General features: G+C 63.9%; 21 protein-coding genes. 7 read left to right on the top strand and 14 right to left on the bottom strand.

All coding sequences use genetic code 11. The features are described 5' to 3' along the window. Nucleotides 1–119: 119 nt before the first annotated feature. Genes FBY03_RS08800 through FBY03_RS08790 form a run of 3 tightly spaced genes read right to left on the bottom strand, consistent with a single transcriptional unit; the run spans nt 120 to nt 2,506 of the window. Entirely contained in the window at nt 120–914 is a 795-nt protein-coding gene (locus FBY03_RS08800) for a thymidylate synthase (RefSeq protein WP_147171821.1), read from the bottom strand. Continuing rightward, nucleotides 911–1,714, bottom strand: a complete 804-nt coding sequence (lgt, locus tag FBY03_RS08795; RefSeq protein ID WP_147171820.1) for a prolipoprotein diacylglyceryl transferase — start codon at nt 1,712–1,714, stop codon at nt 911–913. Before lgt ends, FBY03_RS08800 begins: the two co-directional genes overlap by 4 nt. Before the next feature lie 9 nt (nt 1,715–1,723). Then, nucleotides 1,724–2,506, bottom strand: coding sequence for a sulfite exporter TauE/SafE family protein (locus tag FBY03_RS08790; RefSeq protein WP_147171819.1), 783 nt, complete (start codon nt 2,504–2,506; stop codon nt 1,724–1,726). A gap of 497 nt (nt 2,507–3,003) precedes the next feature. Between FBY03_RS08790 and FBY03_RS08785 the strand changes: the two genes are divergently transcribed. After that, nucleotides 3,004–3,756, top strand: a complete 753-nt coding sequence (locus tag FBY03_RS08785; protein ID WP_147171818.1) for an NRDE family protein — start codon at nt 3,004–3,006, stop codon at nt 3,754–3,756. 176 nt (nt 3,757–3,932) lie between these two features. Here the strand turns inward: FBY03_RS08785 and ptsP are convergent, their stop codons facing one another. Both ptsP and FBY03_RS08775 read right to left on the bottom strand, forming a co-directional pair. After that, complete coding sequence (gene ptsP, locus FBY03_RS08780) at nt 3,933–6,212, bottom strand: phosphoenolpyruvate--protein phosphotransferase (RefSeq protein WP_147171817.1); 2,280 nt, start codon at nt 6,210–6,212, stop codon at nt 3,933–3,935. A 19-nt stretch (nt 6,213–6,231) separates the two neighbouring features. After that, on the bottom strand, nt 6,232–6,711 hold the full coding sequence (locus FBY03_RS08775; RefSeq protein ID WP_147171816.1) for an RNA pyrophosphohydrolase: 480 nt from the start codon (nt 6,709–6,711) through the stop codon (nt 6,232–6,234). A gap of 212 nt (nt 6,712–6,923) precedes the next feature. On the opposite strand from FBY03_RS08775, the gene FBY03_RS08770 reads away from it, so the two are divergent. Further along, nucleotides 6,924–7,577 (top strand): HAD family phosphatase, encoded by a 654-nt coding sequence (locus FBY03_RS08770; RefSeq protein ID WP_147171815.1) that lies wholly within the window; start codon nt 6,924–6,926, stop codon nt 7,575–7,577. 68 nt (nt 7,578–7,645) lie between these two features. Here the strand turns inward: FBY03_RS08770 and FBY03_RS08765 are convergent, their stop codons facing one another. Together FBY03_RS08765 and ilvA are read right to left on the bottom strand one after the other, a co-directional pair. Beyond that, nucleotides 7,646–8,086, bottom strand: coding sequence for a DUF2269 family protein (locus FBY03_RS08765; RefSeq protein ID WP_147171814.1), 441 nt, complete (start codon nt 8,084–8,086; stop codon nt 7,646–7,648). A 4-nt stretch (nt 8,087–8,090) separates the two neighbouring features. Further along, a complete protein-coding gene (ilvA, locus tag FBY03_RS08760; protein WP_147171813.1) occupies nt 8,091–9,605 on the bottom strand; it encodes a threonine ammonia-lyase, biosynthetic in 1,515 nt (504 codons plus the stop codon). A 231-nt stretch (nt 9,606–9,836) separates the two neighbouring features. Between ilvA and rpiA the strand changes: the two genes are divergently transcribed. Further along, nucleotides 9,837–10,508, top strand: a complete 672-nt coding sequence (gene rpiA, locus FBY03_RS08755) for a ribose-5-phosphate isomerase RpiA (RefSeq protein ID WP_147171812.1) — start codon at nt 9,837–9,839, stop codon at nt 10,506–10,508. A gap of 168 nt (nt 10,509–10,676) precedes the next feature. Here the strand turns inward: rpiA and FBY03_RS08750 are convergent, their stop codons facing one another. The 3 genes from FBY03_RS08750 to FBY03_RS08740 form a co-directional block, all read right to left on the bottom strand. Continuing rightward, nucleotides 10,677–11,585, bottom strand: a complete 909-nt coding sequence (locus FBY03_RS08750) for an SdiA-regulated domain-containing protein (RefSeq protein WP_147171811.1) — start codon at nt 11,583–11,585, stop codon at nt 10,677–10,679. Nucleotides 11,586–11,688: 103 nt separating this feature from the next. After that, a complete protein-coding gene (locus FBY03_RS08745; protein WP_147171810.1) occupies nt 11,689–12,354 on the bottom strand; it encodes a fumarylacetoacetate hydrolase family protein in 666 nt (221 codons plus the stop codon). 209 nt (nt 12,355–12,563) lie between these two features. Continuing rightward, nucleotides 12,564–13,955 (bottom strand): FAD-binding oxidoreductase, encoded by a 1,392-nt coding sequence (locus FBY03_RS08740; protein ID WP_147171809.1) that lies wholly within the window; start codon nt 13,953–13,955, stop codon nt 12,564–12,566. A gap of 188 nt (nt 13,956–14,143) precedes the next feature. Between FBY03_RS08740 and serA the strand changes: the two genes are divergently transcribed. Next, on the top strand, nt 14,144–15,373 hold the full coding sequence (gene serA, locus FBY03_RS08735) for a phosphoglycerate dehydrogenase (RefSeq protein WP_147171808.1): 1,230 nt from the start codon (nt 14,144–14,146) through the stop codon (nt 15,371–15,373). A gap of 117 nt (nt 15,374–15,490) precedes the next feature. On the opposite strand, the gene FBY03_RS08730 is transcribed toward serA, so the two are convergent. Both FBY03_RS08730 and FBY03_RS08725 read right to left on the bottom strand, forming a co-directional pair. Then, nucleotides 15,491–15,982, bottom strand: a complete 492-nt coding sequence (locus FBY03_RS08730) for a DUF523 domain-containing protein (RefSeq protein ID WP_147171807.1) — start codon at nt 15,980–15,982, stop codon at nt 15,491–15,493. 12 nt (nt 15,983–15,994) lie between these two features. Continuing rightward, nucleotides 15,995–16,630, bottom strand: a complete 636-nt coding sequence (locus tag FBY03_RS08725; protein ID WP_147171806.1) for a 2OG-Fe(II) oxygenase — start codon at nt 16,628–16,630, stop codon at nt 15,995–15,997. A gap of 87 nt (nt 16,631–16,717) precedes the next feature. Between FBY03_RS08725 and FBY03_RS08720 the strand changes: the two genes are divergently transcribed. Next, nucleotides 16,718–17,485 (top strand): DUF2059 domain-containing protein, encoded by a 768-nt coding sequence (locus FBY03_RS08720; protein ID WP_147171805.1) that lies wholly within the window; start codon nt 16,718–16,720, stop codon nt 17,483–17,485. Nucleotides 17,486–17,500: 15 nt separating this feature from the next. Here FBY03_RS08720 and FBY03_RS08715 read toward each other — a convergent pair whose 3' ends face one another. After that, nucleotides 17,501–18,433, bottom strand: coding sequence for an alpha/beta hydrolase (locus FBY03_RS08715; protein WP_147171804.1), 933 nt, complete (start codon nt 18,431–18,433; stop codon nt 17,501–17,503). A 287-nt stretch (nt 18,434–18,720) separates the two neighbouring features. On the opposite strand from FBY03_RS08715, the gene FBY03_RS08710 reads away from it, so the two are divergent. Together FBY03_RS08710 and FBY03_RS08705 are read left to right on the top strand one after the other, a co-directional pair. After that, nucleotides 18,721–19,302 carry a DUF6436 domain-containing protein gene (locus FBY03_RS08710; RefSeq protein WP_147171803.1) on the top strand — a complete coding sequence of 194 codons (582 nt, stop codon included), beginning with the start codon at nt 18,721–18,723 and terminating at the stop codon, nt 19,300–19,302. Between the two features lie 144 nt (nt 19,303–19,446). Further along, the gene (locus tag FBY03_RS08705; protein WP_147171802.1) at nt 19,447–21,828 is read left to right on the top strand and encodes a penicillin acylase family protein; all 2,382 of its coding nucleotides are present in this window, start codon (nt 19,447–19,449) and stop codon (nt 21,826–21,828) included. 58 nt (nt 21,829–21,886) lie between these two features. Here FBY03_RS08705 and FBY03_RS08700 read toward each other — a convergent pair whose 3' ends face one another. After that, complete coding sequence (locus tag FBY03_RS08700; RefSeq protein WP_147171801.1) at nt 21,887–22,228, bottom strand: FKBP-type peptidyl-prolyl cis-trans isomerase; 342 nt, start codon at nt 22,226–22,228, stop codon at nt 21,887–21,889. Nucleotides 22,229–22,434 lie beyond the last annotated feature (206 nt).

Below are 22,434 nucleotides of genomic sequence, written 5' to 3'. Positions count from 1 at the left end.
AGCAACGATCTCCCCGGTACACAAAGACCCCAGGGTAACAAAGATCAGCCTAAGGTCTGGCCCGAGCCTCTCTATCCATAGCACCTGGGCGCGCGATCGCGCCTAGGCGACTGTCGGGCTCAGACCGCCACGGGCGCGGGGATATGCGGGTGCGCCTGGTAACCGACCAATTCGAAGTCTTCGAACTTGAAGGCGAAGATGTCCTTTACTGCCGGGTTGAGTTGCATGCGCGGCAGCGGCAGCGGCTCGCGCGTCAGTTGCAGGTCGGCCTGTTCGAGGTGGTTGGCGTACAGGTGGCAGTCGCCGCCGGTCCAGATGAACTCGCCCGGCTGCAGGCCGCAGACCTGGGCGACCATCAGGGTCAGCAGCGCATAGCTGGCGATGTTGAAGGGCACGCCGAGGAAGATATCCGCCGAGCGCTGGTACAGCTGACAGCTCAGCTTGCCGTCCGCCACGTAGAACTGAAACAGCGCGTGGCACGGCGGCAGGGCCATCTGCTCGACCAGTGCCGGGTTCCAGGCGGAGACGATCAGGCGACGTGAATCCGGGTTCTTCTTGATCATCTCGATCAGCTTGGCGATCTGGTCGACCGACTCGCCGTTGGGCGCCGGCCAGTTGCGCCACTGGTAGCCGTAGACCGGGCCGAGGTCGCCGTTCTCGTCGGCCCACTCGTCCCAGATTCTGACGCCGTTATCCTTCAGGTACTTGATGTTGGTGTCGCCCTGGAGGAACCACAGCAGCTCGTGAATGATCGATTTCAGGTGACACTTCTTGGTGGTGACCAAGGGAAAGCCCGCCGCCAGGTCGAAGCGCATCTGCTGGGCGAACAGGCTGTAGGTGCCGGTGCCGGTGCGGTCGCTCTTGAAGGTGCCGGTGTCGCGCACCAGGCGCATCAGGTCGAGGTACTGCTTCATTGCGCGGCTCCCTCGGCGGTTTGCCGGCGATAGGCCCAGGCGATCAGGCCGATGCCGACCAAGACCATCGGCAGGCTGAGTACCTGGCCCATGGTCAGCCAGCCCCAGGCCAGGTAGCCGAGCTGGGCGTCCGGCACTCGGACGAACTCGACGATAAAGCGGAAGATCCCGTAACTCAGGGCGAACATGCCCGAGACCGCCATGGTCGGGCGTGGTTTGCGCGAATAGAACCAGAGGATGGCGAACAGCGCCAGGCCTTCCAGGGCGAACTGATACAGCTGCGACGGATGCCGCGCCAACTGTTGCGGGTCAGTCGGGAAGACCATGGCCCAGGGCAGGTCGGTGGCCTTGCCCCAGAGTTCGGCATTGATGAAGTTGCCGATGCGCCCGGCGCCCAGGCCGATGGGCACCAGTGGCGCGATAAAGTCCATCAGCTGGAAGAAGCTCTTGTCGTTGCGACTGCCGAACCACCAGGTCGCCAGCATCACCCCGATAAAGCCGCCATGGAACGACATGCCGCCCTTCCACACCTGCAGGATCAGGCTGGGCTGGGCCAGATAGGCTTCCAGGTCGTAGAACAGCACATAGCCCAGACGGCCGCCGAGTATCACCCCCATGGCCACCCAGAACACCAGGTCGGAGAGCTTTTCCTTGTTCCAGTGTGGGTCGAACGCCTGCAGGCGGCGCGACGCCAGCAGCCAGGCCCCGCCGATGCCGACCAGGTACATCAGCCCATACCAATGAATCTGCAACGGGCCGAGGGCGATGGCCACCGGGTCTATCTGCGGGTAGGGCAGCATTTCACTTCCTCAAATCAAAAAATTCAGGCCCACGCTGAACAACAGCAGGGCGAACAGACGCTTGAGCACGCGCGGCGACAGGCGGTGCGCCAGGCGGGCGCCGAAACGTGCGAAAAACATGCTGGTGGTGGCAATACCGGCCAGCGCCGGCAGGTATACGAACCCCAGGCTCCAGCTCGGCAGTTGCGGATTGTCCCAGCCCAGCAGCATGAAGCTCAATGCCCCGGCCACGGCAATGGGCAGGCCGCAGGCCGCCGAGGTGGCCACCGCCTGCTGGATTGGCACGCTGCGCCAGGTCAGAAAGGGCACGCTGAGCGAGCCACCGCCGATACCGAAAATCGCCGAAGCCCAGCCGATTACCCCGCCGGCGGCGGTCAAGCCGAGCTTGCCAGGCACCGCGCTGCTGGCCTTGGGTTTCAGTTCCAAGGTCATTTGCAGGGCGATGATGATGGCGAATACGCCGATGATTTTTTGCAGCATGGGCCCTTGGATCAGCGCTGCAGTCGCCGAGCCCAGCGCAGCGCCAACAAGAATACCCAACGCCATCCAGGCGAAGATCGGCCAGCGCACCGCGCCTTTGCGCTGATGCTCCAGCACCGAATTGATCGAGGTGAAGATAATGGTCGCCAACGAAGTACCTACCGCCAAATGCGTGAGCACTTCAGGCGCGACGCCCTGAGCGGCAAAACTCAGCACCAGCACCGGCACGATGATCAGCCCGCCGCCGACGCCAAACAACCCGGCCAGCACACCGGCCGCAGCACCCAGCAGCAAATACAGCAGCAGCTCCATCTACACCCCCCGAGATAAAGGCGCATGGTAACGGAAGCGCACGCCGGCCTCTACCGGACGGCGATGGTTGCTCATGGCGCCGAACGGTAAAGCTCCGCCGCCGCTCCTGGGTCCTTGGCGCATGCGCGCCGCCCCGTACCTGAAACGCGCCGGCAACCACCAGCACCTGAGCCGCCTTAGTAGTGCTCACAGCCCGGCACTCTGGGCCGACTGACCCTTCAGTAACTCATGCCTGCCGCCGGCCGATTTCGGCATTGCCGCACAGTTGCTCAAGTCAGCACTCGGTGAGTCGCCCCCAAGTGCTTTCTGCGTCTAAGCTTATTCCCAGGTTGCTGACCCAACCACTGGAGCGCCTCGACGGCGGTCTGTCCCGGTGGCGGAACGGATTCTCTTGGAGCTTGGCCTAAGCCGTAGCGCACGTAGCGCTTGCCTGCATATTGGCGCCGAACGGGATGCTGGTGCTATACAGGAGAAATTCGACACCCAAGGAGCTAACCATGTGTCTGATCGTCTTCGCCTGGCGCCCCACCCACGACATCCCCCTGGTCCTCGCCGCCAACCGCGACGAGTTCTATGACCGCCCGAGCCGGCCGCTGGCTGCCTGGGAAGACGCAGCGGATATCTATGGAGGGCGCGACCTACAGGCTGGGGGAACCTGGCTGGGCATCGGCCCAGGTGGACGTTTCGCCGCCCTGACCAATATTCGTGACCCGCGCCAACCGCCGTTCGGCCGCTCACGCGGCGAGTTGCCGGTGCAGTTCCTCCGCGGATCGCTGGGGCCCGAGGCCTTCCTGCACGACCTTGCAACGCGGGCTGGCGAGTACTCGGCCTTCAACCTGCTGATTGGCGACGCCCAGGAGTTGTGGCTGTTGAGTTCTCGCACCGGTGTGCCTGAGCAACTCAGTGAAGGGCTTTACGGCCTCTCCAACGCCGACTTGGACACGCCCTGGCCGAAAGTCGAAAAGGGCAAGGCGCTGCTCAGCGAGTGCCTGATAGAGCCGCAGGCATCCTCCCTGCTCGACTTGCTCCACGACGGCCAGCAGGCGCCGGACGCGATCCTGCCCGACACCGGCGTCGGCATGAACACCGAGCGGCTACTCTCGAGCATTTTTATCGCCACCCGCAGCTACGGCACGCTCGCCAGCACCGCGTTGCTGGTCAAGGCCGACGGCTCGCGGCAACTGGTCGAGCGCAGATATGGGCCCTACGGCAAGCACCTGGGCGATGTCAGCTTGGACCTGGATGGCTGATCCAGGCCTGAGCCAGGAGCCTGTCGGACTTCACACTGCTCTACTGCGGAAAAGCCGGAGCTGCCCATTTTTGCCGCTCTTTCTCGTTAAATAGCTCGCTATTCGCCGCGAAAGATCAGCAAAACTGACTCAAACCGGACTTTCCCTCGCTACGGACGGTCAAGTCCGACAGGCTCCTAGGCCTGGATATCCGAGGCGGGGTTAATCATTCGACCCAGCCCGAGATTGCGCAGGGCCAGTTGCAGGATGCTGTGGTTCACCTGCGGGGTGTCATTGCACATCAGCTGAGCCAGAAGCTCCTTGGCCTTGCTCAGGCTGATCTGCCGCAGCAGCCATTTCACCTTCGGCAAATTGGTCGCGTTCATCGACAGGCTGTCGAAGCCCATGGCCATCAACAGCACCGCCGCAGCCGGATCGCCCGCCATTTCGCCACAGATGCTCACCGGCTTGCCTTCGGCATGGGCGTCGTCGACCACCTTGCGCAAGGCTTGCAGCACTGCCGGGTGGAGGAAGTCGTAGAGGTCGGCAACCCGTGGATTGTTGCGATCCACAGCCAGCAGGTACTGCGTCAGGTCATTCGAGCCGACCGAGAGAAAATCCACCTGGCGCGCCAGTTCACGGGTCTGATAGACCGCCGCGGGAATCTCGATCATCACCCCGATGGGCGGCAACGGGATGTCCACCCCCTCGTCACGCACCTCACCCCAGGCGCGATGGATCAGGTGCTGCGCCTCTTCCAGTTCCTGAACACCGGAAATCATCGGCAGCAGGATGCGCAGGTTGTTCAGCCCCTCGCTGGCCTTGAGCATGGCACGGGTCTGCACCAGGAAGATTTCCGGGTGATCGAGGGTCACGCGGATACCACGCCAGCCGAGGAAGGGGTTCTCCTCCTTGATCGGGAAGTAGGACAAGGCCTTGTCACCGCCGATATCCAGACTGCGCATGGTCACCGGCAGCGGGTGGAAGGCCGCCAGCTGCTCGCGGTAGATCGCCAGCTGCTCCTTCTCGCTGGGGAAGCGCTCTTTGATCATGAACGGCACTTCGGTGCGGTACAGGCCGACGCCTTCGGCACCACGCTCCTGCGCCCGCACCACATCGGCGAGCAGGCCGGTGTTGACCCACAGCGGCATGCGGTGGCCGTCCAGAGTTTCGCAAGGCAAGGCGCGCAGGGCGTCGAGGCCCTGACTCAGTTGGCGCTCTTCCTCGACCACCTCGGCGTACTGCTTGCGCAGAATCTCGCTGGGGTTGGTGAACACCTCGCCGTGATAGCCGTCGATGATCAGTTGAATGCCGTCGATCTTCGAATAGGGCAGATCGACCGCGCCCATCACCGTGGGAATGCCCATGGCGCGGGCGAAGATCGCCACATGCGAGTTGCCCGAGCCAAGCACCGAGACCAGGCCGACCAGCTTGCCTTCCGGCACTTCGCCGAGCATCGCGGGCGACAGTTCCTCGCTGACCAGAATGCAGTTATCCGGGTATTCCAGGGTCTGCTGACGAGCCTTCTGCAGGTAGGCGAGCAGGCGCCGGCCGAGATCCTTGACGTCGGACGCCCGCTCGCGCAGGTAGGCGTCGTCCATCAACTCGAAGCGATTGACGTGTTCGCTGACCACCTGGCACAAGGCGCCCTGAGCCCACTGCCCGGTCTTGATGATCTTGACCACTTCGTTGCCCAGGGCGGCGTCTTCCAACATCATCAGGTAGACGTCGAACAGCGCCCGTTCCTCTGGACGCAGTTGGGTGGCCATCTTCGCCGAGAGGTTGCGCATATCCTCGCGCACCCCTTCCAGGGCAGTCTGGAACAGCGCCAGTTCGGCGTCGATGTCGGTGACTGTCTTGTCCGGCACCACATCCAGATCGGCCGGTGGCAAGACCACCACCGCCGTACCGATGGCCGCACCGGGCGAACCCGGTACGCCGATGAACTTGGCTTCTTGAATGCCCTTGCCCTGCTTACCCAGACCGCGGATCGAGCCGGTCGCCTCGGCATGCGCGATGACCCCGGCGAGCTGGGCGCTCATGGTTACCAGGAAGGCTTCCTCGCCCTCGTCGAACTGGCGACGCTCCTTCTGCTGAATGACCAGCACCCCCATCACCCGGCGGTGGTGGATGATCGGTGAGCCGAGGAAGGAGGCGTAACGCTCCTCGCCGGTTTCGGCGAAGTAACGGAAGCGTGGGTGGCTGGCGGCATCTTCCAGGTTGAGCGGTTCTTCGCGCGTACCGACCAGGCCGACCAGGCCTTCGTTCGGCGCCATGCTGACCTTGCCGATCGAGCGTTTGTTCAGGCCATCGGTGGCCATCAGGACGAAGCGATTGGTCTCAGGATCGAGCAGGTAGACCGAGCAGACCTGGCTGTTCATGGCGGCCTTGACCCGCTGCACGATGATGCCCAACGCCGCATTGAGGTCCTTGGCGGCATTTACTTCCTGGACGATCTTGCGCAGCGTATTGAGCATGGTTCGGCTCTAGTCCGTGTCAGTCCGACGCCAGCAGGCGCGGAGCGAGTTCCTTGAGGGCGCGACGGTAAACCTCGCGCTTGAATGTGACCACCTGGCCCAGCGGATACCAGTAACTGACCCAGCGCCAACCATCGAATTCGGGCTTGTTGGTCAGGTCCATGCGCACGCGCTGCTCATCCGAGGTCAGGCGCAACAGGAACCACTTCTGCTTCTGGCCGATGCACAGCGGTTGGCTGTGGGTCCGCACCAGGCGCTGGGGCAGACGATAGCGCAACCAGCCGCGGGTGCAGGCGAGAATTTTCACATCCTGCTGTTCCAGGCCGACTTCTTCGTTCAACTCGCGGTACAACGCCTCTTCCGGCGACTCATGGTCGTTGATTCCGCCTTGCGGAAACTGCCAGGCCTCCTGGTTTATCCGACGCGCCCACAGCACCTGGCCGGCCTCATTGGTCAGGATGATGCCGACATTGGGGCGAAAACCATCTGGATCGATCACGGCGCACAACCTCGTAAACGCATGTTTCGGCATTGTTCCACAAAGGCCGCAACAGCGGCAACGCGACGGACAAGCCCAGGCTCTGTTGACCTAAGGTTGTCGGCCGCGGCGGATGCACTGCTCGTAACCCTAGGTCAACAGAGCCTAATGGGAATGACCGATAAAAGCCGCTATTCTGGCCGCCTTTCGATGTTTTTGATTAAAGGTGTCCCGTGCGTTTGGCTCTATTCGATCTCGACAACACCCTGCTCGGCGGCGATAGCGACCACGCCTGGGGCGATTATCTGTGCGCGCGCGGCATTCTCGACGGCGTCGCCTACAAGGCGCGCAACGACGCCTTCTACCAGGATTACCTGGCCGGGCGACTGGATATCACCGACTACCTGAATTTCAGCCTGGAAATCCTCGGCCGTAGCGAAATGGCCCAGCTCGAGCAGTGGCACCGCGAGTTCATGCGCGACTGCGTGGAGCCGATCATCCTGAGCAAGGGCGAGGCGCTGCTGGCCGAACACCGCGCCGCCGGCGACAAGCTGCTGATCATCACCGCCACCAACCGCTTCGTCACCGCGCCGATTGTCGCGCGCCTGGGGGTCGACACCCTGCTGGCCACCGAGTGCGAGATGCACAATGGCCGCTACACCGGTCGCACCACCGACGTGCCCTGCTTCCGCGAAGGCAAGGTCACCCGCCTCGATCGCTGGCTGCAGGAAACCGGCCACAATCTGGACGACAGCTGCTTTTACAGCGACTCGATGAATGACCTGCCGCTGCTCGAGCAGGTGACCCGCCCAGTGGCGGTCGACCCCGACCCGAGCCTGCGCGCCGAAGCACAGAAACGCGGCTGGCCGGTAATTTCGCTGCGCTGAGGCAAGGCCGCCTGCGCAATGAAAAACGCCGCCTGAGCAGGCGGCGTTTCCGTGTGTGCCCGCCGGCCTCAGGCTGGCTTGGCGCCCATCAGCCCCATGATCAGCACTATCAGCAGCAGCATCAGCCCGGCATAAGCAGCCGTGAAACGCAGCAAGCGCGCGGGCGCTGGAGTGTCGCCCAGGGCCTGCCAAGCCGACAGGCGGGCAGCCAGCAACAGGAACACAACCGCCAGCACCCCGAACAACAGACTGCTCGCCAGCAGCCAGGTCTGCCCCAGCGAAAAAGCGGCCAGGTTCACCAGCCACCAACCGCTGACCGGCAGACTCAAGGCCAACAGGCCGAGCAGCGGCAAACTGAGCAGCCGGGTACGCCTGAGTTTGCGCTGCAACACGGCCGTATCGCCGCCGCGCCAGGCCTTCCATAGCATCGCCACATGGGCCACCAGGCCGAGCAGCAGCAGAATGCCGGGCAGGCTGTGGGCGATTTTCAGCAGCTGGTAGTGTTCCACGGACTTACCCCAGAAAAAGTTTGTAGGCCGGGTTGTCGGTCTCATCCCAATAGGGATAACCGATGGCATCCAGCGCGGCGGGAATCAACTGGCGTTCCTCGTGTGGTACCTGCAATGCCGCCAGTACTCGACCATCGGCGGCGCCGTGGTTACGGTAGTGGAACATCGAGATATTCCAGCGCCCGCCGAGCTTTTGCAGGAAGTTGAACAGGGCGCCTGGCCGCTCGGGAAACTCGAAGCGGAATACCACTTCATCGCTGACCCGCGCCGCATGGCCGCCGACCATGTGACGGATATGCAGCTTGGCCAGTTCGTTGTCGGTCAGGTCCTGTACCGGGAAGCCCTGACTGCGTAGGCTTGCCACCAACGCCGCACGCGGGTCGCTGTCCGGGTGGGTCTGCACGCCGACGAAGATGTGCGCCTCGGTGGCGGTGTGGTAGCGGTAGTTGAACTCGGTGATCTGGCGTTTGCCGATCGCTTCGCAGAAGGCCTTGAAGCTGCCCGGCCGTTCCGGGATGGTCACGGCGATGATCGCTTCGCGTTTCTCGCCCAACTCGGCCCGCTCGGCGACATGCCGCAGGCGGTCGAAGTTGACGTTGGCGCCCGAGTCGATGCCGACCAGCACCTGCCCGCTGCAGCCTTCGCGCTCGACATACTTCTTGATCCCGGCCACACCCAGAGCGCCGGCCGGCTCGGTGATCGAGCGGGTGTCGTCGTAGATGTCCTTGATCGCCGCACAGATCTCGTCGGTGCTGACGGTGATGACTTCGTCGACATAGTCCTTGCAGATGTCGAAGCCGTGCGCGCCTATCTGCGCCACCGCCACACCGTCGGCGAACAACCCGACCTGGCTCAGCACCACGCGCTCGCCCGCGGCCATGGCGGCCTGCAGGCAATTGGAGTCGTCCGGCTCGACGCCGATGACCTTGATCTCGGGACGCAGGTACTTCACATAGGCGGCGATCCCGGCGATCAGCCCACCGCCGCCGACCGGCACGAAAATCGCGTCCAGCTGGCCGGGATGTTGACGAAGAATCTCCATGGCCACGGTGCCCTGGCCGGCGATGGTGTGCGGATCGTCATAGGGGTGGACATAGGTATAACCCTTTTCCTCCACCAATTTCAGCGAATGGGCCAGCGCCTCGGGGAAGCTGTCGCCATGCAACACCACCTTGCCGCCGCGCGAGCGTACGCCGTGCACCTTGATCTCCGGGGTGGTCTTGGGCATCACGATGGTCGCCTTGACCCCCAGCACCTTGGCCGCCAGGGCCAGGCCCTGGGCATGGTTACCGGCCGAGGCGGTGACCACGCCGCGCGCCAGCTCCTCGGGCGTGAGCTGCGCCAGCTTGTTGTAGGCTCCGCGAATCTTGAACGAGTACACCGGCTGCAGGTCTTCGCGCTTGAGCAAAATCTGGTTACCCAGACGCTCGGAAAGCTGGTTGGCGGTTTGCAGAGGGGTTTCCACCGCCACGTCATAAACGCGCGAGGTGAGGATCTTCTTGACGTACTGTTCGAGCATGGGCGGCATCGCTGGCGGGTTTCCGGGGAACCACCGAGTCTACCCCAGGCGTCCGCCGAACGACCACCGACAATCCAAGGGGGCTCGCGGGCCTTTGCCACCCTGACCGCCAACGCATACAGCTTTGCCAGCGAGTGGGCGGACACGGCGCTTGATCCAGGGCGAGGTTTGCCTGCGCTTGCGGCTATAATCCGCAGCCTCAGTTTCTCTTCTCTATGCGTGGACCCCGGCATGAATCAGGATCAACTCAAGCAAGCGGTCGCCCAGGCGGCGGTCGACTTCATCCTTCCCCAGCTCGACGCCAAGAGCATAGTCGGGGTCGGCACCGGCTCCACCGCCAATTGCTTTATCGATGCCCTGGCCCAGCACAAAATGGCATTCGACGGCGCAGTGGCCAGCTCGGAAGCCACCGCCGCACGCCTGAAAGGCCACGGCATCCCGGTCTATGAACTGACCACCGTCAGCGACCTGGAGTTCTATGTCGATGGCGCCGACGAGAGCGACGAGCACCTCAACCTGATCAAGGGCGGCGGCGCCGCGCTGACCCGCGAGAAAATCGTCGCGGCCGTGGCCAAGACCTTTGTCTGCATTGCCGACGCCAGCAAGCTGGTGCCAGTCCTCGGCGCCTTCCCGCTGCCGGTGGAAGTGATCCCGATGGCGCGCAGCCATGTGGCCCGCGAGCTAGTCAAGCTGGGCGGCGATCCGGTGTACCGCGACGGCGTGATCACCGATAACGGCAACCAGATTCTCGACGTGCACAACCTGAGCATCGTCAACCCGCGCGAGCTGGAAGCGCAGATCAACAATATCGTCGGCGTAGTCTGCAATGGCCTGTTCGCCGCCCGCCCGGCAGACTTGCTGTTGCTCGGCACCGCCGAGGGCGTCAGGCAGCTCAAGCGCTAGCCATCCAGACTGGGCAACTGCGCGAGGGAGGGGATCAGGCTCTAATGTGGTGAGTTAGAAATATCCATCAGCGTCGTAGGTTCGGTGAGGCGCATGCGTGGTGGTCCACTCAATTTGCGGAACTTGGTGTGACGCGAGCGGAGACCCAGCGAGCTGCCGAACGCCCCCTTAGCCGGCTTTCCTCTTGAACACGTACAGCAGGTTGGGCTCGCTGACGATATAGATATTGCCCGCCGCATCCATGGTCACCCCCTCCCCCTGCTTGATGCTGCTGCGCAGGCCATGCAGGCCTGCGTTGAGGCTGATGAAACTGACCGGCTCACCGCTGCCATCCAGCTCAAGCAGCAATTGCGACTCGTCGGACAGCAGCAGCGAGTGCCCGGTGCGCGCGTCATAGCTCAGGGAGGAGATGTCGCGGACGAACAAGTTACCCGCGGGCATGGCTTGCAGGCCACTCGACACACCGTCCTCGCCAGGAAACGGCAGGCTGAACAGCCCCAGAGGGCCACGCTCCTTGCCCAGCAAGACCCGCTGTTGGCGGGAGTCCCAGGCAATACCCTCGAAGCCCTTGTTGCCCGCATCGGCAAAGCCCAGGTCGAAGGATGGATAATCCTGCGCATCGAGGCTCAACGCATCGGCAGCCAGACTGAAGGCCGTCAGCGTGCGCCGACGCTCGTCGATGATCGCCAACTGGCCATCCGCGAGCACCTCGACCCCCTCGGGATCGGCGAAGCCGGTGAGGGCGATACGCCGCAGCACAACGCCAGCGAGCGACAGTTCGACCAGCTGCGGATGCTTACCGGTCACGGTGAATAAGGTATCGGTGTCGGCGTTGTAGGTCAGCCCGGAGGTTTCATCGTCCTCCAGGCCGAGCAGCGGCCTACCCTGAACCACCACCCGATAGCCTGGCAGCCAGATGCTCGCCTGCTGATCGGCGCGACTCAGGCGCTGCTCCTTGAACCAGAAATAGGCGCGATCATCCCAGTGCTGGTAGTTGACCAACCCTGACAGCAGCGCAACCAAGGAGATCAGCGCCAGCCAACGCAGGCGCGGCAGACGAAAAGTGGCAGCAGACATCGAACACTACTCGGCAGAACGATGGCCATCAGACTAGAGGTCAGCGATTAAGATTCGATTTCCGGCGAATATCGGCAAGAAGCGCCTCCTGGCGTTTCCAGACTCACAACACGCGACTGGCGAAGCGTGAGTGACCGAGCAACTCTAACACCAGTTCGTCGCCTTTATGCAGCGGCCCGACGCCGGCCGGCGTGCCGGTCAGGATCACATCGCCCGGCTGCAGGCTGAAATGACCGCAGATGTGCTGGATCATCGGCAGGATCGGATTGAGCATGTCGCGACTGTTACCGTTCTGGCGCACCTCGCCGTTGATGCTCAGGCGAATGCCGATGTCGCTCAGGTCTTCCAGCGCGTCACCCGGCACGAAGGGGGCCAGCACACAGGCGCCGTCGAAGGACTTGGCGACCTCCCAGGGGTAGCCTTTTTCCTTGAGCCGAGCCTGCAGGTCGCGCAGGGTCAGATCGAGGGCCGGGGCGAAGCCGGAGATGGCATCCAGCACCTCCTCACTATTGGGTGTACGCGACAGCGGCTTGCCGATCAGCACGGCGATCTCCGCCTCATAATGCACCGCACCGCGATCGCCCGGAATGCTGAAACCATCGTCCAACGGCACCACACAGCTGCCGGCCTTGATGAACAGCAGCGGCTCGCTCGGCACCGGGTTATTCAATTCCTTGGCATGCTCGGCGTAGTTGCGCCCGATGCACACCACCTTGCCCAAGGGGAAGTGGATATGGGTGCCGTCGACATACTGGTGCTGGTAACTCATCACCGACTCCTAGGTCTGATCAATAGTGGACTGGTCATGCTGGCCGAGCGACAGGACGCTGTCGCTGCGACCAAAGGCTTATAGGCTGCTGAGGGTACGTTGCACTCGACCCAGGCACTTCGTAGGCGCCAGCTTGCTGGCGATCCTGCGCAACGCAACAGCATCGCCAGCAAGCTGGCTCCTACAGCGCGCGAAGCCCGCAGTAGCTTTCAGGGGAAGATTTTGCCGGGGTTCATAATGCCGTTCGGATCGAACACCGCCTTGATCGCCTTCATATAGCCGATTTCCGCCTCCGAGCGGCTGTAAGCGAGGTAGTCGCGCTTGGTCATGCCGACGCCGTGCTCGGCGGAGATCGAGCCGTTGTATTTCTGCACGGTCTCGAACACCCATTTGTTCACCGTGGCGCACTTGGCGAAGAATTCGTCCTTGCTCAGCTCATCCGGCTTGAGGATGTTCAGGTGCAGGTTGCCGTCGCCGATATGACCGAACCAGACGATTTCGAAGTCCGGGTAGTGCTCGCCGACGATGGCGTCGATATCGTGCAGGAAGGCCGGCACCTTGGAGACTGTGACCGAGATGTCGTTCTTGTACGGGGTCCAGTGCGAGATGGTTTCGGAGATGTATTCGCGCAGCTTCCACAGGTTCTGCAGCTGCTGCTCGCTCTGGCTCATCACGCCATCGAGCACCCAACCCTGCTCGACGCAGTGTTCGAAGGTGGCCAGGGCGGCGTCGGCCACCTCCTCGGTGGTCGCCTCGAACTCCAGCAGGGCGTAGAACGGACACTCGGTGTCGAAGGCGGCCGGCACATCGCCGCGCGCCAGCACCTTGGCCAGCGCCTTGTCGGAGAAGAACTCGAATGCGGTCAGGTCGAGCTTGTTCTGGAAGGCGTGCAGCACCGGCATGATCGAGTCGAAATCGGCGGCGCCGAGGACCATGGCGGTGAGGTTCTGCGGCGCGCGATCCAGGCGCATGGTGGCCTCGACCACGAAGCCCAGGGTGCCCTCGGCACCGATGAACAGCTGGCGCAGGTCATAGCCGGTGGCGTTCTTGATCAGGTCCTTGTTCAGCTCCAGCAACTCGCCGGTGCCGGTGACCACCTTCAGCCCGGCCACCCAGTTGCGGGTCATGCCGTAGCGAATCACCTTGATCCCGCCGGCATTGGTGCCGATATTGCCGCCAATCTGACTGGAACCGGCCGAGGCGAAGTCCACCGGGTAATACAGCCCCTGCTCTTCGGCGAAGGCCTGCAGCTGCTGGGTAATCACGCCCGGCTGACAGACCACGGTGCGGTCGTAGGCGTTGAAACCGAGAATCTGGTTCATGTAGTCGAAGGCGACTACCACTTCGCCGTGAGCCGCCACCGCTGCGGCAGACAGCCCGGTACGCCCGCCAGACGGCACCAGCGCGACCCTGTGCTGATTGGCCCAGCGGACGATGGCCTGGACCTGTTCGACACTCTTGGGAAAGGCGATGGCCAGCGGCGCCGGCGCGAAATGCTTGGTCCAATCCTTGCCGTAGGCATCGAGGGAAGCGGCGTCGGTGAGCACCTTGCCGGGCTCAACCAGGGTCTTCAGTTCGTCGATCAGGGCAGCAGTAGTCATCAAGTGAACTCTCAAACGATTCATGGTCGCCCTGAGAACCATTCAGGTCGCAACCACGCATGGAAAAAGGAGATCATGCTAGCATATGCCCCCCGCGAATCGAGCCCCTCGTGCCGACTCGCGGGGCCCGCGCAGCATCGCCGCTGACGCTTTCCCTGACACTACTTTGTGGGACAACAGGTACTCCGATGAGCAAGACTTCCCTCGACAAGAGCAAGATCAAGTTCCTTCTCCTCGAAGGCGTCCACCAGAATGCCGTGGACACCCTGAAGGCTGCCGGTTACACCAACATCGAGTACCACACAGGCTCGCTGCCGGAAGCCGAGCTGAAGGAAAAGATCGCCGACGCCCACTTCATCGGTATCCGCTCGCGCACCCAGTTGACCGCAGAGCTCTTCGACGGCGCCCATAAACTGGTCGCGGTGGGTTGTTTCTGCATCGGCACCAACCAGGTCGACCTGGACGCCGCCCGCGAACGCGGCATCGCGGTGTTCAACGCCCCCTACTCGAATACCCGTTCGGTCGCCGAGCTGGTGCTCGCCGAGGCCATCCTGCTGCTGCGCGGCATCCCCGAGAAGAATGCCTCCTGCCACCGCGGCGGCTGGATCAAGAGTGCGGCCAACTCCTTCGAGATCCGTGGCAAGAAGCTCGGCATCGTCGGTTACGGCTCGATCGGCACCCAGCTCTCGGTCCTGGCGGAAAGCCTGGGTATGCAGGTGCTGTTCTTCGATCCGCTGACCAAACTGCCGCTGGGCAATGCCACCCAGATCGCCAGCCTGACCGAATTGCTCGGCATGGCCGACATCGTCTCGCTGCACGTGCCGGAACTGCCGAGCACCAAGTGGATGATCGGTGAGAAAGAAATCCGCGCGATGAAGAAGGGCAGCATCCTGATCAACGCCGCCCGCGGCAGCGTGGTCGAGCTCGACGCCCTGGCCGCCGCGATCAAGGACAAGCACCTGATCGGCGCGGCCATCGACGTATTCCCGGTCGAGCCGCGCTCCAACGACGAAGAGTTCCAGAGCCCGCTACGCGGCCTGGACAACGTCATCCTCACCCCGCACATCGGTGGTTCCACCGCCGAGGCGCAGGCCAATATCGGCCTGGAAGTGGCGGAGAAGCTGGTCAAGTACAGCGACAACGGTACCTCGGTGTCCTCGGTCAACTTCCCCGAAGTGGCCCTGCCGTCGCACCCGGGCAAACACCGTCTGCTGCACATCCACGCCAACATCCCGGGTGTGATGAGCGAGATCAACCAGGTGTTCGCGGAAAACGGCATCAACATCTCCGGCCAGTTCCTGCAGACCAACGACAAGGTCGGCTATGTGGTGATCGACGTCGACGCCGATTACTCCGACCTGGCCCTGGAGAAACTCCAGCACGTCAAAGGCACCATCCGCAGCCGCGTGCTGTTCTAAGCAGCGCACTGCAACGAAAACGGGAGGCTGCGGCCTCCCTTTTTTGTGCCCGCCCTAAGCCTGGCTTGGCGACGTATTGACCGACAGCCACTGACGAGGCGATGTTCAACGCCCGCCCTACTGCGCCTCCAACTCGCGCAACTCCGCCTCGGCTGCGGCCAGCTCGTCTTCATTGAAAACCTGCACCCCGGCGCGCCGCAGCAAGGCCGCGGTCACGCCCTCACCGGCGACTCTCACCCCGCTGAAGTTGCCATCGTAATTCTCACGATTGCCGCACGAGGGGCTGCGCGCCTTGAGCAACGCCAGACGAATGCCGTGCCGCTCGACCAGCGTCAGCGCCTGCGCGGCGCCGGCGAGAAACGCCGCGCTGACATCCTCACCGTCCACAGTGATCACCGCCGCCTGGCCATCGAGCACCTGCGCGCCCTGGCCGCCGGGAATCTCCGCCGGCGGACGCGGGGTCGGCAAGCCGCCGGCGACTTCCGGGCACAGGGCAACCACGCGCCCTTCGGCCTGCCAGCGCTCGAGCAGGTCGAACGGACCGTGCGCACCACCGTCGTAACGCACGCGATGGCCCAACAGACAACGGCTGACCAGAATTTTCTCCACGCTTCCTCCGGCTCAGGTGGTACTTAACAGGGGATTGTCACCGCGCCGACGGAACCAGCCGGTCAACGACAGACGGTCACAGGTGGTCGGCAGTACTTCGTGCGGCATCTCGGCCGAGAGAAACACCACCAGCGTACCCGCCAGCGGGCTGACATCGCGCACCTCGCCATTTTTCAGGTACAGGCGCAGCGCACCGCCGTGCTCAGGCTGCCAGTCCTGGTTGAGGTAGAGCACCACCGACACCGCACGGCGGTCGTCATCGCGGAAGCGATCGAGGTGTTTGAGATAGAACGCCCCCGGTGGATACAGGGCGAAATGGCTTTCGTAGTCTTCCAGGCCCAGATACAAGCCGACATTGAGGGCCTGGCGCAACTCGTCCAGCAGCGCCATGTACTGATCGCAGGCTACGGACTGCCCGGGCTCCAGCCAGTCGATGCGATCCCCGCGCACCCCCTCAATCACCGCCTGGGCAACGCCGCGACCGATGCTGGCCGGCGTCAGCGCACCTTGCGCCGCACGGGTGCGGCACTCCTCGGCCAGTTTCGCGGTCAGAGTCTGTGGAGCGAACAGTGGTTGCAACGACCAGCCGTGTTCGGCCAGGTCGTCGACGATGCACGCTAACCGCGTGTTAGGAGTATCTATAGGCATGTTGGCGATTCTATCAGCAGTGCTGAGTGCGCCTCGACAAGCACTCACTGGCCATTGAAAATAGTCGCCCGCCAGACAGGAGTCTTTATGCGCGCCTTATGTGTTGTTTTTCTGTTGTTGTTCAGTCTGCCCAGTCTGGCTGACGGCCACCTTCAGCTGTATCAGGCGGCCGGCTGGCCGCAGCAACGGGTGCAGTTCAACGACGCCTTGAGCGCCGCCCAACAGCGCTATCGCAGCAGCCTGCCACCGGCGGTCTATCAGGCGCTGCTGGATAACAGCAACCTGCGCTTCGAGCCGCGGGCGATGGATCAGCGCGCCCAGCGCAGTCTGAGGGACAACCTCGCCGACCCGGCACCGGCCCTGCGCTTCTTTCAGTCGCCACTGGGGCGCAAGGTGGTCGCCGCCGAACTGCTCGCCACCCGTCGCGAACAGCTGCAACAGCATGCCAATGGCCTGCCGCGCGTTGACGCCAGCGCCACCCGCCGCCTGCTGATCCGCCACCTGGCTCAGGCGCTACCGGCCAAGGAAGCGGGCGCCGAAGTCAGCCTGGCCCTGGCCGGCGTCGCCGCCGATAGCCTCAGCCAGATGATCCCCGGCCTGCTCGGCGGCGACGCCGCGCAGACCCTGCTGAACAGCCAACGGCAGCGCCTGATGGAGCAGATCGGCGAGGATCTGGACAACACCCTGCTGCACGTTTACCGCGAACTGTCCGACCCCGAACTGGATGAGTTCGTCGACTTCGCCCAGTCCGCAGAAGGCCAGGCCTATTACCAGGCCGCCCTGGCGGCGGTACGCGCCGGCCTGGCCGTGGGCCAGAGCACCTCCAGCCTGGCGCCCGCGCCTCAGGGAATTTGAACAGCAGCTAGGCGTTCAGGCCAGCCGCTGACTGAGGAACTCGAAATAGCGCTGGCGCAAGGCCGGCGCTTCATTGGCCAGATGATGCAGCGCCTGCGGCAGACGGAAAATCTCCGGCGCGGCGAACTTGTCCTGCAGCACCGCCAGGTTGTGTCGCCAATCCACCGTCATGTCCGCCTCGCCCTGGATGATCAAGGGGCTGCGCGCGCTGCGTGGCGCGCCTTCGATACGCGGCACCCAGCGACTCAAGGCGCCGACCCAGGCGGTCGGCAGGCTGCGCGGCTGCAGCGGGTCGCGATGCTGGACGAAGTCGAGAAACTCGGCGTCATGGGAGTTCTCGCTGAAACGCCGGGGGATCTGCGTGACGAAGGGTTTGAGCAGGCGGTAGCTGAGTTGCGACCAGGCCCAGGCACGCGGTCGCACCAAGGGCGCCAGCAAGATGCTTTCGCCGACTTCGGGGCGCGGCGCGCCGGTCAGCAGATAATCGAGCAGGATCGCGCCGCCAGTGCTTTGTCCGCACAGGTGCCAGGGCTGCGGCAGTTCCAGCACCGCCGCCTGGTCGAGCGCGCCTCGCAGCACGGCCTGGTATTCGGCGAAATCGCCGATACTGGCGCGCGCGCCGCTGGACAGGCCATGCCCCGGCAAATCGAAGGTCAGCACCGCGAACCCCAGGCCCAGCGCCCACTCGACCAGATGCCGGTACAGACCGCTGTGATCGTAATAGCCGTGCAGCAACACCAGGGTCGCCCGTGGCGCCTGCGGCCACCAGGCTTGCACGGCGATGCGGTAACCGGCCACGGTAAAACAACCCAGTCGGCTGTGCTGCGCGTCCATCGCCTGGAACCCGTAGAAGTCGCGGTACGCCTGCTCCTGTGGCGACAAGCGGGTCGCTGCGGCTAAGGGTCGCAGGCTGGCGAACAGGCTGGCGGGCTGAAAACGCACAGGCATAAGGCTTTCCATCGATCGGGCGAAGATTCCGCGTGGCCGTCGAGGCCACGCGGTCGGCTGCCGATATTCAGCTGCCAGGCGCGTCGTGGCAAGCTAGGAGCCTGTCGGACTTAACGCTGCCCGGCTGCGGAAAAGCCGGATTTGGCCATTTTCGCTGCTCCTTCTCGTTAAATAGCTCGCTATTCGCCTCGAAAAAATCAGCAAAACTGACTCAACCCGGACTTGCCCTCGCTACGGACGGTCAAGCCCGACAGGCCCCTAAACGACTCTTCATCGACTGATCCGCCATGCCCCGAGCCTCCCGCAAGACCCTGCTCATCAGCCTCAGCGTCATGTTGCTGGCCGCCGCCCTGCTGGTGGCCTACGGCTGGTTCGAGGCGCGTTATGTCCGCCCCTTCAGCGAACGCGCGGCAGTATTCTCCGGCGCCGGGCTGCGCCTGCCGGCCGAACTGGCCGGGCCAGGACCGATTCGCCTGGTGCATTTCTGGGACCCGGCCTGTCCGTGCAACGTGACGAATCAGCAGCACCTGGCCGAACTGATCGAACACTTCGCCCCGCAAGGCGTGGCCTTCTATGCCGTGCAAAAGCCGGGTAGCCGTGGCCAGTTGCCTATGACCCTGGGCGACCTGCAGCCGCTCGCCGACCTGCCCGGTGCCGAGCAGATACCGGCCAGCCCCGCCGTGGCCATCTGGGACCGCAACGGCCAACTGGCCTATTTCGGTCCCTACAGCGAAGGGCTCACCTGCAATTCGAGCAACAGCTTTATCGAACCCATCCTCGACGCGCTGGCCAGCGGCCGCCCGGTCAACGCCAGCAATACCCTGGCGGTGGGCTGTTTCTGCGAGTGGTCAGCCGCGCCGACCAGATGATGCCCCTGACCATCCCGCTCGGCAGCGTTGTTCATCACCCGCAATGGGTCGCTGCGCTGTAGCATTCGTCCCGCACACTGCCAACGCGCCGCCTGAACTGCAGGTTCGCCGATAACAGTAGGCGCCGATAACAAGGAAGACTCGATGAAACGCAGCCTGACCGTCCTCGCCCTGCTCGTCGCCACTGCGGCGGCCGGCACTGCCTGGTACCTCCACAGCAAGCAGCCCCAGCGCGAGGGCGAACTGCCGCTCGATAGGCTGCAAGCCCCGGTCAAGGTGCGTTACGACGAACGCGGCGTGCCGCATATCCAGGCGCAGAACGAGGCCGACCTGTACCGCGCCCTGGGCTTCGTGCAGGCCCAGGATCGGCTGTTTCAGATGGAAATGCTGCGCCGCCTGGCCCGCGGCGAGCTGGCCGAGGTGCTGGGCAGCCAGTTGGTCGACACCGACCGCCTGTTCCGCACCCTGGGCATCCGCGCGCACGCCGACGCCTACGCCCAGAAGATCGACCCCAACAGCCCGGCCACCCAGGCCCTGCAGGCCTACCTGGATGGGATCAATCAGTACCAGGCCAGCCGCCCGGCGCCACTGGAGTTCGACCTGCTGGGTATCACCCCGCGCCCCTTCAGCATCGCCGACACCCTCAGCGTGGGCGGCTATATGGCCTACAGCTTCGCCGCCGCCTTTCGCACCGAACCGATACTGAGCTACGTGCGCGATCGGCTGGGCGCCGATTACCTGCGGGTCTTTGACCTCGACTGGCACCCGCAAGGGGTGATCGGCCAGCCACTGGCAGCCGGCGACTGGCAGGACCTGGCCGCCCTCGCCCAACTCAGCCACGCCGCGCTGACCGACGCCGGCCTGCCGCAGTTCGAGGGCAGCAACGCCTGGGCGCTGTCCGGCAGCCGCACCGCCAGCGGCAAGCCACTGCTGGCCGGCGACCCGCATATCCGTTTTGCCGTGCCGGCGGTGTGGTACGAGGCGCACTTGAGCGCTCCGGGCTTCGAGCTGTACGGTCATCACCAGGCGCTCAACCCGCTCGCCTCGCTCGGGCATAACCGCGACTTCGCCTGGAGCCTGACCATGTTCCAGAACGATGATGTCGACCTGATCGCCGAACGGCTCAACCCGGACAACCCCAACCAGGTCTGGTACCGCGGTCACTGGGTCGAGCTGCAGAGCCGCGAAGAACTGATCGCGGTCAAAGGCGCCGAGCCGGTCAAACTCACTCTGCGCCGCTCGCCACACGGCCCGTTGATTAACGACGCCCTGGGCCAGACCGCCGGCGACACGCCGATTGCCCTGTGGTGGGCCTTCCTCGAGACCGACAACCCGATCCTCGACGGCTTCTACCAGCTCAATCGCGCCGACAGCCTGGCCAAGGCCCGCGCCGCGGTGGAGAAGATCGAAGCGCCCGGTCTCAACATCGTCTGGGCCAACGCCAGCGGCGACATCGGCTGGTGGGCCGCGGCCAAGCTGCCACGCCGCCCGGCCGGGGTTAACCCGAGCTTTATCCTCGACGGCAGCAACGGCGAGGCGGAAAAATCCGGCTATTACCCCTTCACCGATAACCCCCAGGAGGAAAACCCGCCGCGCGGCTATATTGTCTCGGCCAACTATCAACCGCTGTCGCCCAACGGCATCGAGATCCCCGGTTACTACAACCTGCCCGATCGCGGTCAGCGCCTGAATCAGCGCCTGGCCGATGCGTCAGTCAAGTGGGACCTGAACAACAGCCAGGCCCTGCAACTCGACCCTGGCAGTGGCTACGGGCCGCGCCTGCTGGCGCCGATTCTGGATGAGTTGCGCGCAGCCGCCGCCGATGACGGCGAGCGCGCCCTGGTCGAGCAACTGGCCAGCTGGAACGGCGCGCATGAGCTGGACTCAATCGCCGCCAGCCTGTTCAACCAGCTGGTCTATCAGCTGAGCGAACGGGCCATGCGCGATGAGTTGGGCGACGCCTTCTTCGACAACCTGCTGTATACCCGCGTGCTGGACGTCGCCTTGCCGCGCCTGACGGCCGACGCCGCATCGCCCTGGTGGGATGATCGCAGCAGCGCTGCCGTGGAAGGCCGCAGCGAGACCGTCAAGGCAGCCTGGCGGGCGAGCATCGCGCAGCTGCGACAGACCCTCGGCGACGACCCGGCTGACTGGGCCTGGGGTAACGCCCACACCCTGAGCCAGGGTCACCCGCTGGGTCGGCAACAACCACTGGATAAGCTGTTCAACGTCGGCCCCTTCGCCGCGCCGGGCGGCCACGAGACCCCGAACAATCTGTCGCACCGCATCGGTCCGGCGCCCTGGAGCGTGGTCTACGGGCCCTCGACCCGCCGCCTGATCGACCTCGCCGACCCGGAACACGGCCTGGGCATCAACCCGGTCGGGCAGAGCGGTGTGCTGTTCGACCGCCACTACAGCGATCAGGCCGAAGCCTATATTTCCGGCCAGTATCAACCGCAGCACCTGAGCGACACCGATGTCGCGGCCCACAGCCGCAGCACCCTCAATTTGGTGCCGGTGCACTAGGCCGAAGCCGAAGCCGAAGCCGAAGCCAGGCTGTGGCAGAGCCCTCTGCGGAGCGCCATCAGTCGTCGCGGGTCAGCACTTCCAGCAGCTCGATCTCGAAGATCAGGTTCGAATTGGGCTTGATATGCGCGCCGAACTGGTTGTCACCGTAACCGAGACGGGACGGCACGAAGAGCTTGCGCCTGCCACCGACCCGCATGCCCATCAGGCCCTGGTCCCAGCCTTTGATCACCCGTCCGGTGCCTATCACGCACTGGAAGGGCTTGCCGCGATCGTAGGAGGAGTCGAACTTGCTGCCGTCTTCGAGAAAGCCGTTGTACTGGGTGGTGATCAGGGCACCTTTGACCACTTCCTTGCCGTCGCCCAGTTGAAGGTCCTCTACCTGCAATTCGCTGCTCATGCCGTACTCTCGCTCATTCGCTCGCCCGGACAGGGCTGTGGCGCATATGTTTTCTCAAAAAAACTACTGTCGCAAGCGTTCCGCCCCTTAAGGTCGTCGTGGTTCGGTTCACCTAGGGTCTGTTGCCGTTTCATTCGCGGCCGCGCCGTAGCTTGTTTTTGCGCGAGGCAAGGCACGAGGAGCGCGGTTTGGTTGTTCCAAATGAG

It is taken from the genome of Pseudomonas sp. SJZ079 (assembly GCF_007993865.1).
Taxonomy (GTDB): domain Bacteria; phylum Pseudomonadota; class Gammaproteobacteria; order Pseudomonadales; family Pseudomonadaceae; genus Aquipseudomonas.
This window is presented reverse-complemented; position numbering and strand designations above follow the sequence as displayed.

What these genes read in the sequence shown, in the direction of transcription:
- FBY03_RS08740 (WP_147171809.1), bottom strand. Translation starts at nt 13,955, where the DNA reads ATGACTACTGCTGCCCTGATCGACGAACTGAAGACCCTGGTTGAGCCC.
- FBY03_RS08710 (WP_147171803.1), top strand. Translation starts at nt 18,721, where the DNA reads ATGCCCCGAGCCTCCCGCAAGACCCTGCTCATCAGCCTCAGCGTCATG.
- ilvA (WP_147171813.1), bottom strand. Translation starts at nt 9,605, where the DNA reads ATGCTCGAACAGTACGTCAAGAAGATCCTCACCTCGCGCGTTTATGAC.
- rpiA (WP_147171812.1), top strand. Translation starts at nt 9,837, where the DNA reads ATGAATCAGGATCAACTCAAGCAAGCGGTCGCCCAGGCGGCGGTCGAC.
- FBY03_RS08700 (WP_147171801.1), bottom strand. Translation starts at nt 22,228, where the DNA reads ATGAGCAGCGAATTGCAGGTAGAGGACCTTCAACTGGGCGACGGCAAG.
- serA (WP_147171808.1), top strand. Translation starts at nt 14,144, where the DNA reads ATGAGCAAGACTTCCCTCGACAAGAGCAAGATCAAGTTCCTTCTCCTC.
- FBY03_RS08725 (WP_147171806.1), bottom strand. Translation starts at nt 16,630, where the DNA reads ATGCCTATAGATACTCCTAACACGCGGTTAGCGTGCATCGTCGACGAC.
- FBY03_RS08720 (WP_147171805.1), top strand. Translation starts at nt 16,718, where the DNA reads ATGCGCGCCTTATGTGTTGTTTTTCTGTTGTTGTTCAGTCTGCCCAGT.
- ptsP (WP_147171817.1), bottom strand. Translation starts at nt 6,212, where the DNA reads ATGCTCAATACGCTGCGCAAGATCGTCCAGGAAGTAAATGCCGCCAAG.
- FBY03_RS08715 (WP_147171804.1), bottom strand. Translation starts at nt 18,433, where the DNA reads ATGCCTGTGCGTTTTCAGCCCGCCAGCCTGTTCGCCAGCCTGCGACCC.
- FBY03_RS08750 (WP_147171811.1), bottom strand. Translation starts at nt 11,585, where the DNA reads ATGTCTGCTGCCACTTTTCGTCTGCCGCGCCTGCGTTGGCTGGCGCTG.
- FBY03_RS08790 (WP_147171819.1), bottom strand. Translation starts at nt 2,506, where the DNA reads ATGGAGCTGCTGCTGTATTTGCTGCTGGGTGCTGCGGCCGGTGTGCTG.
- FBY03_RS08800 (WP_147171821.1), bottom strand. Translation starts at nt 914, where the DNA reads ATGAAGCAGTACCTCGACCTGATGCGCCTGGTGCGCGACACCGGCACC.
- lgt (WP_147171820.1), bottom strand. Translation starts at nt 1,714, where the DNA reads ATGCTGCCCTACCCGCAGATAGACCCGGTGGCCATCGCCCTCGGCCCG.
- FBY03_RS08745 (WP_147171810.1), bottom strand. Translation starts at nt 12,354, where the DNA reads ATGAGTTACCAGCACCAGTATGTCGACGGCACCCATATCCACTTCCCC.
- FBY03_RS08785 (WP_147171818.1), top strand. Translation starts at nt 3,004, where the DNA reads ATGTGTCTGATCGTCTTCGCCTGGCGCCCCACCCACGACATCCCCCTG.
- FBY03_RS08705 (WP_147171802.1), top strand. Translation starts at nt 19,447, where the DNA reads ATGAAACGCAGCCTGACCGTCCTCGCCCTGCTCGTCGCCACTGCGGCG.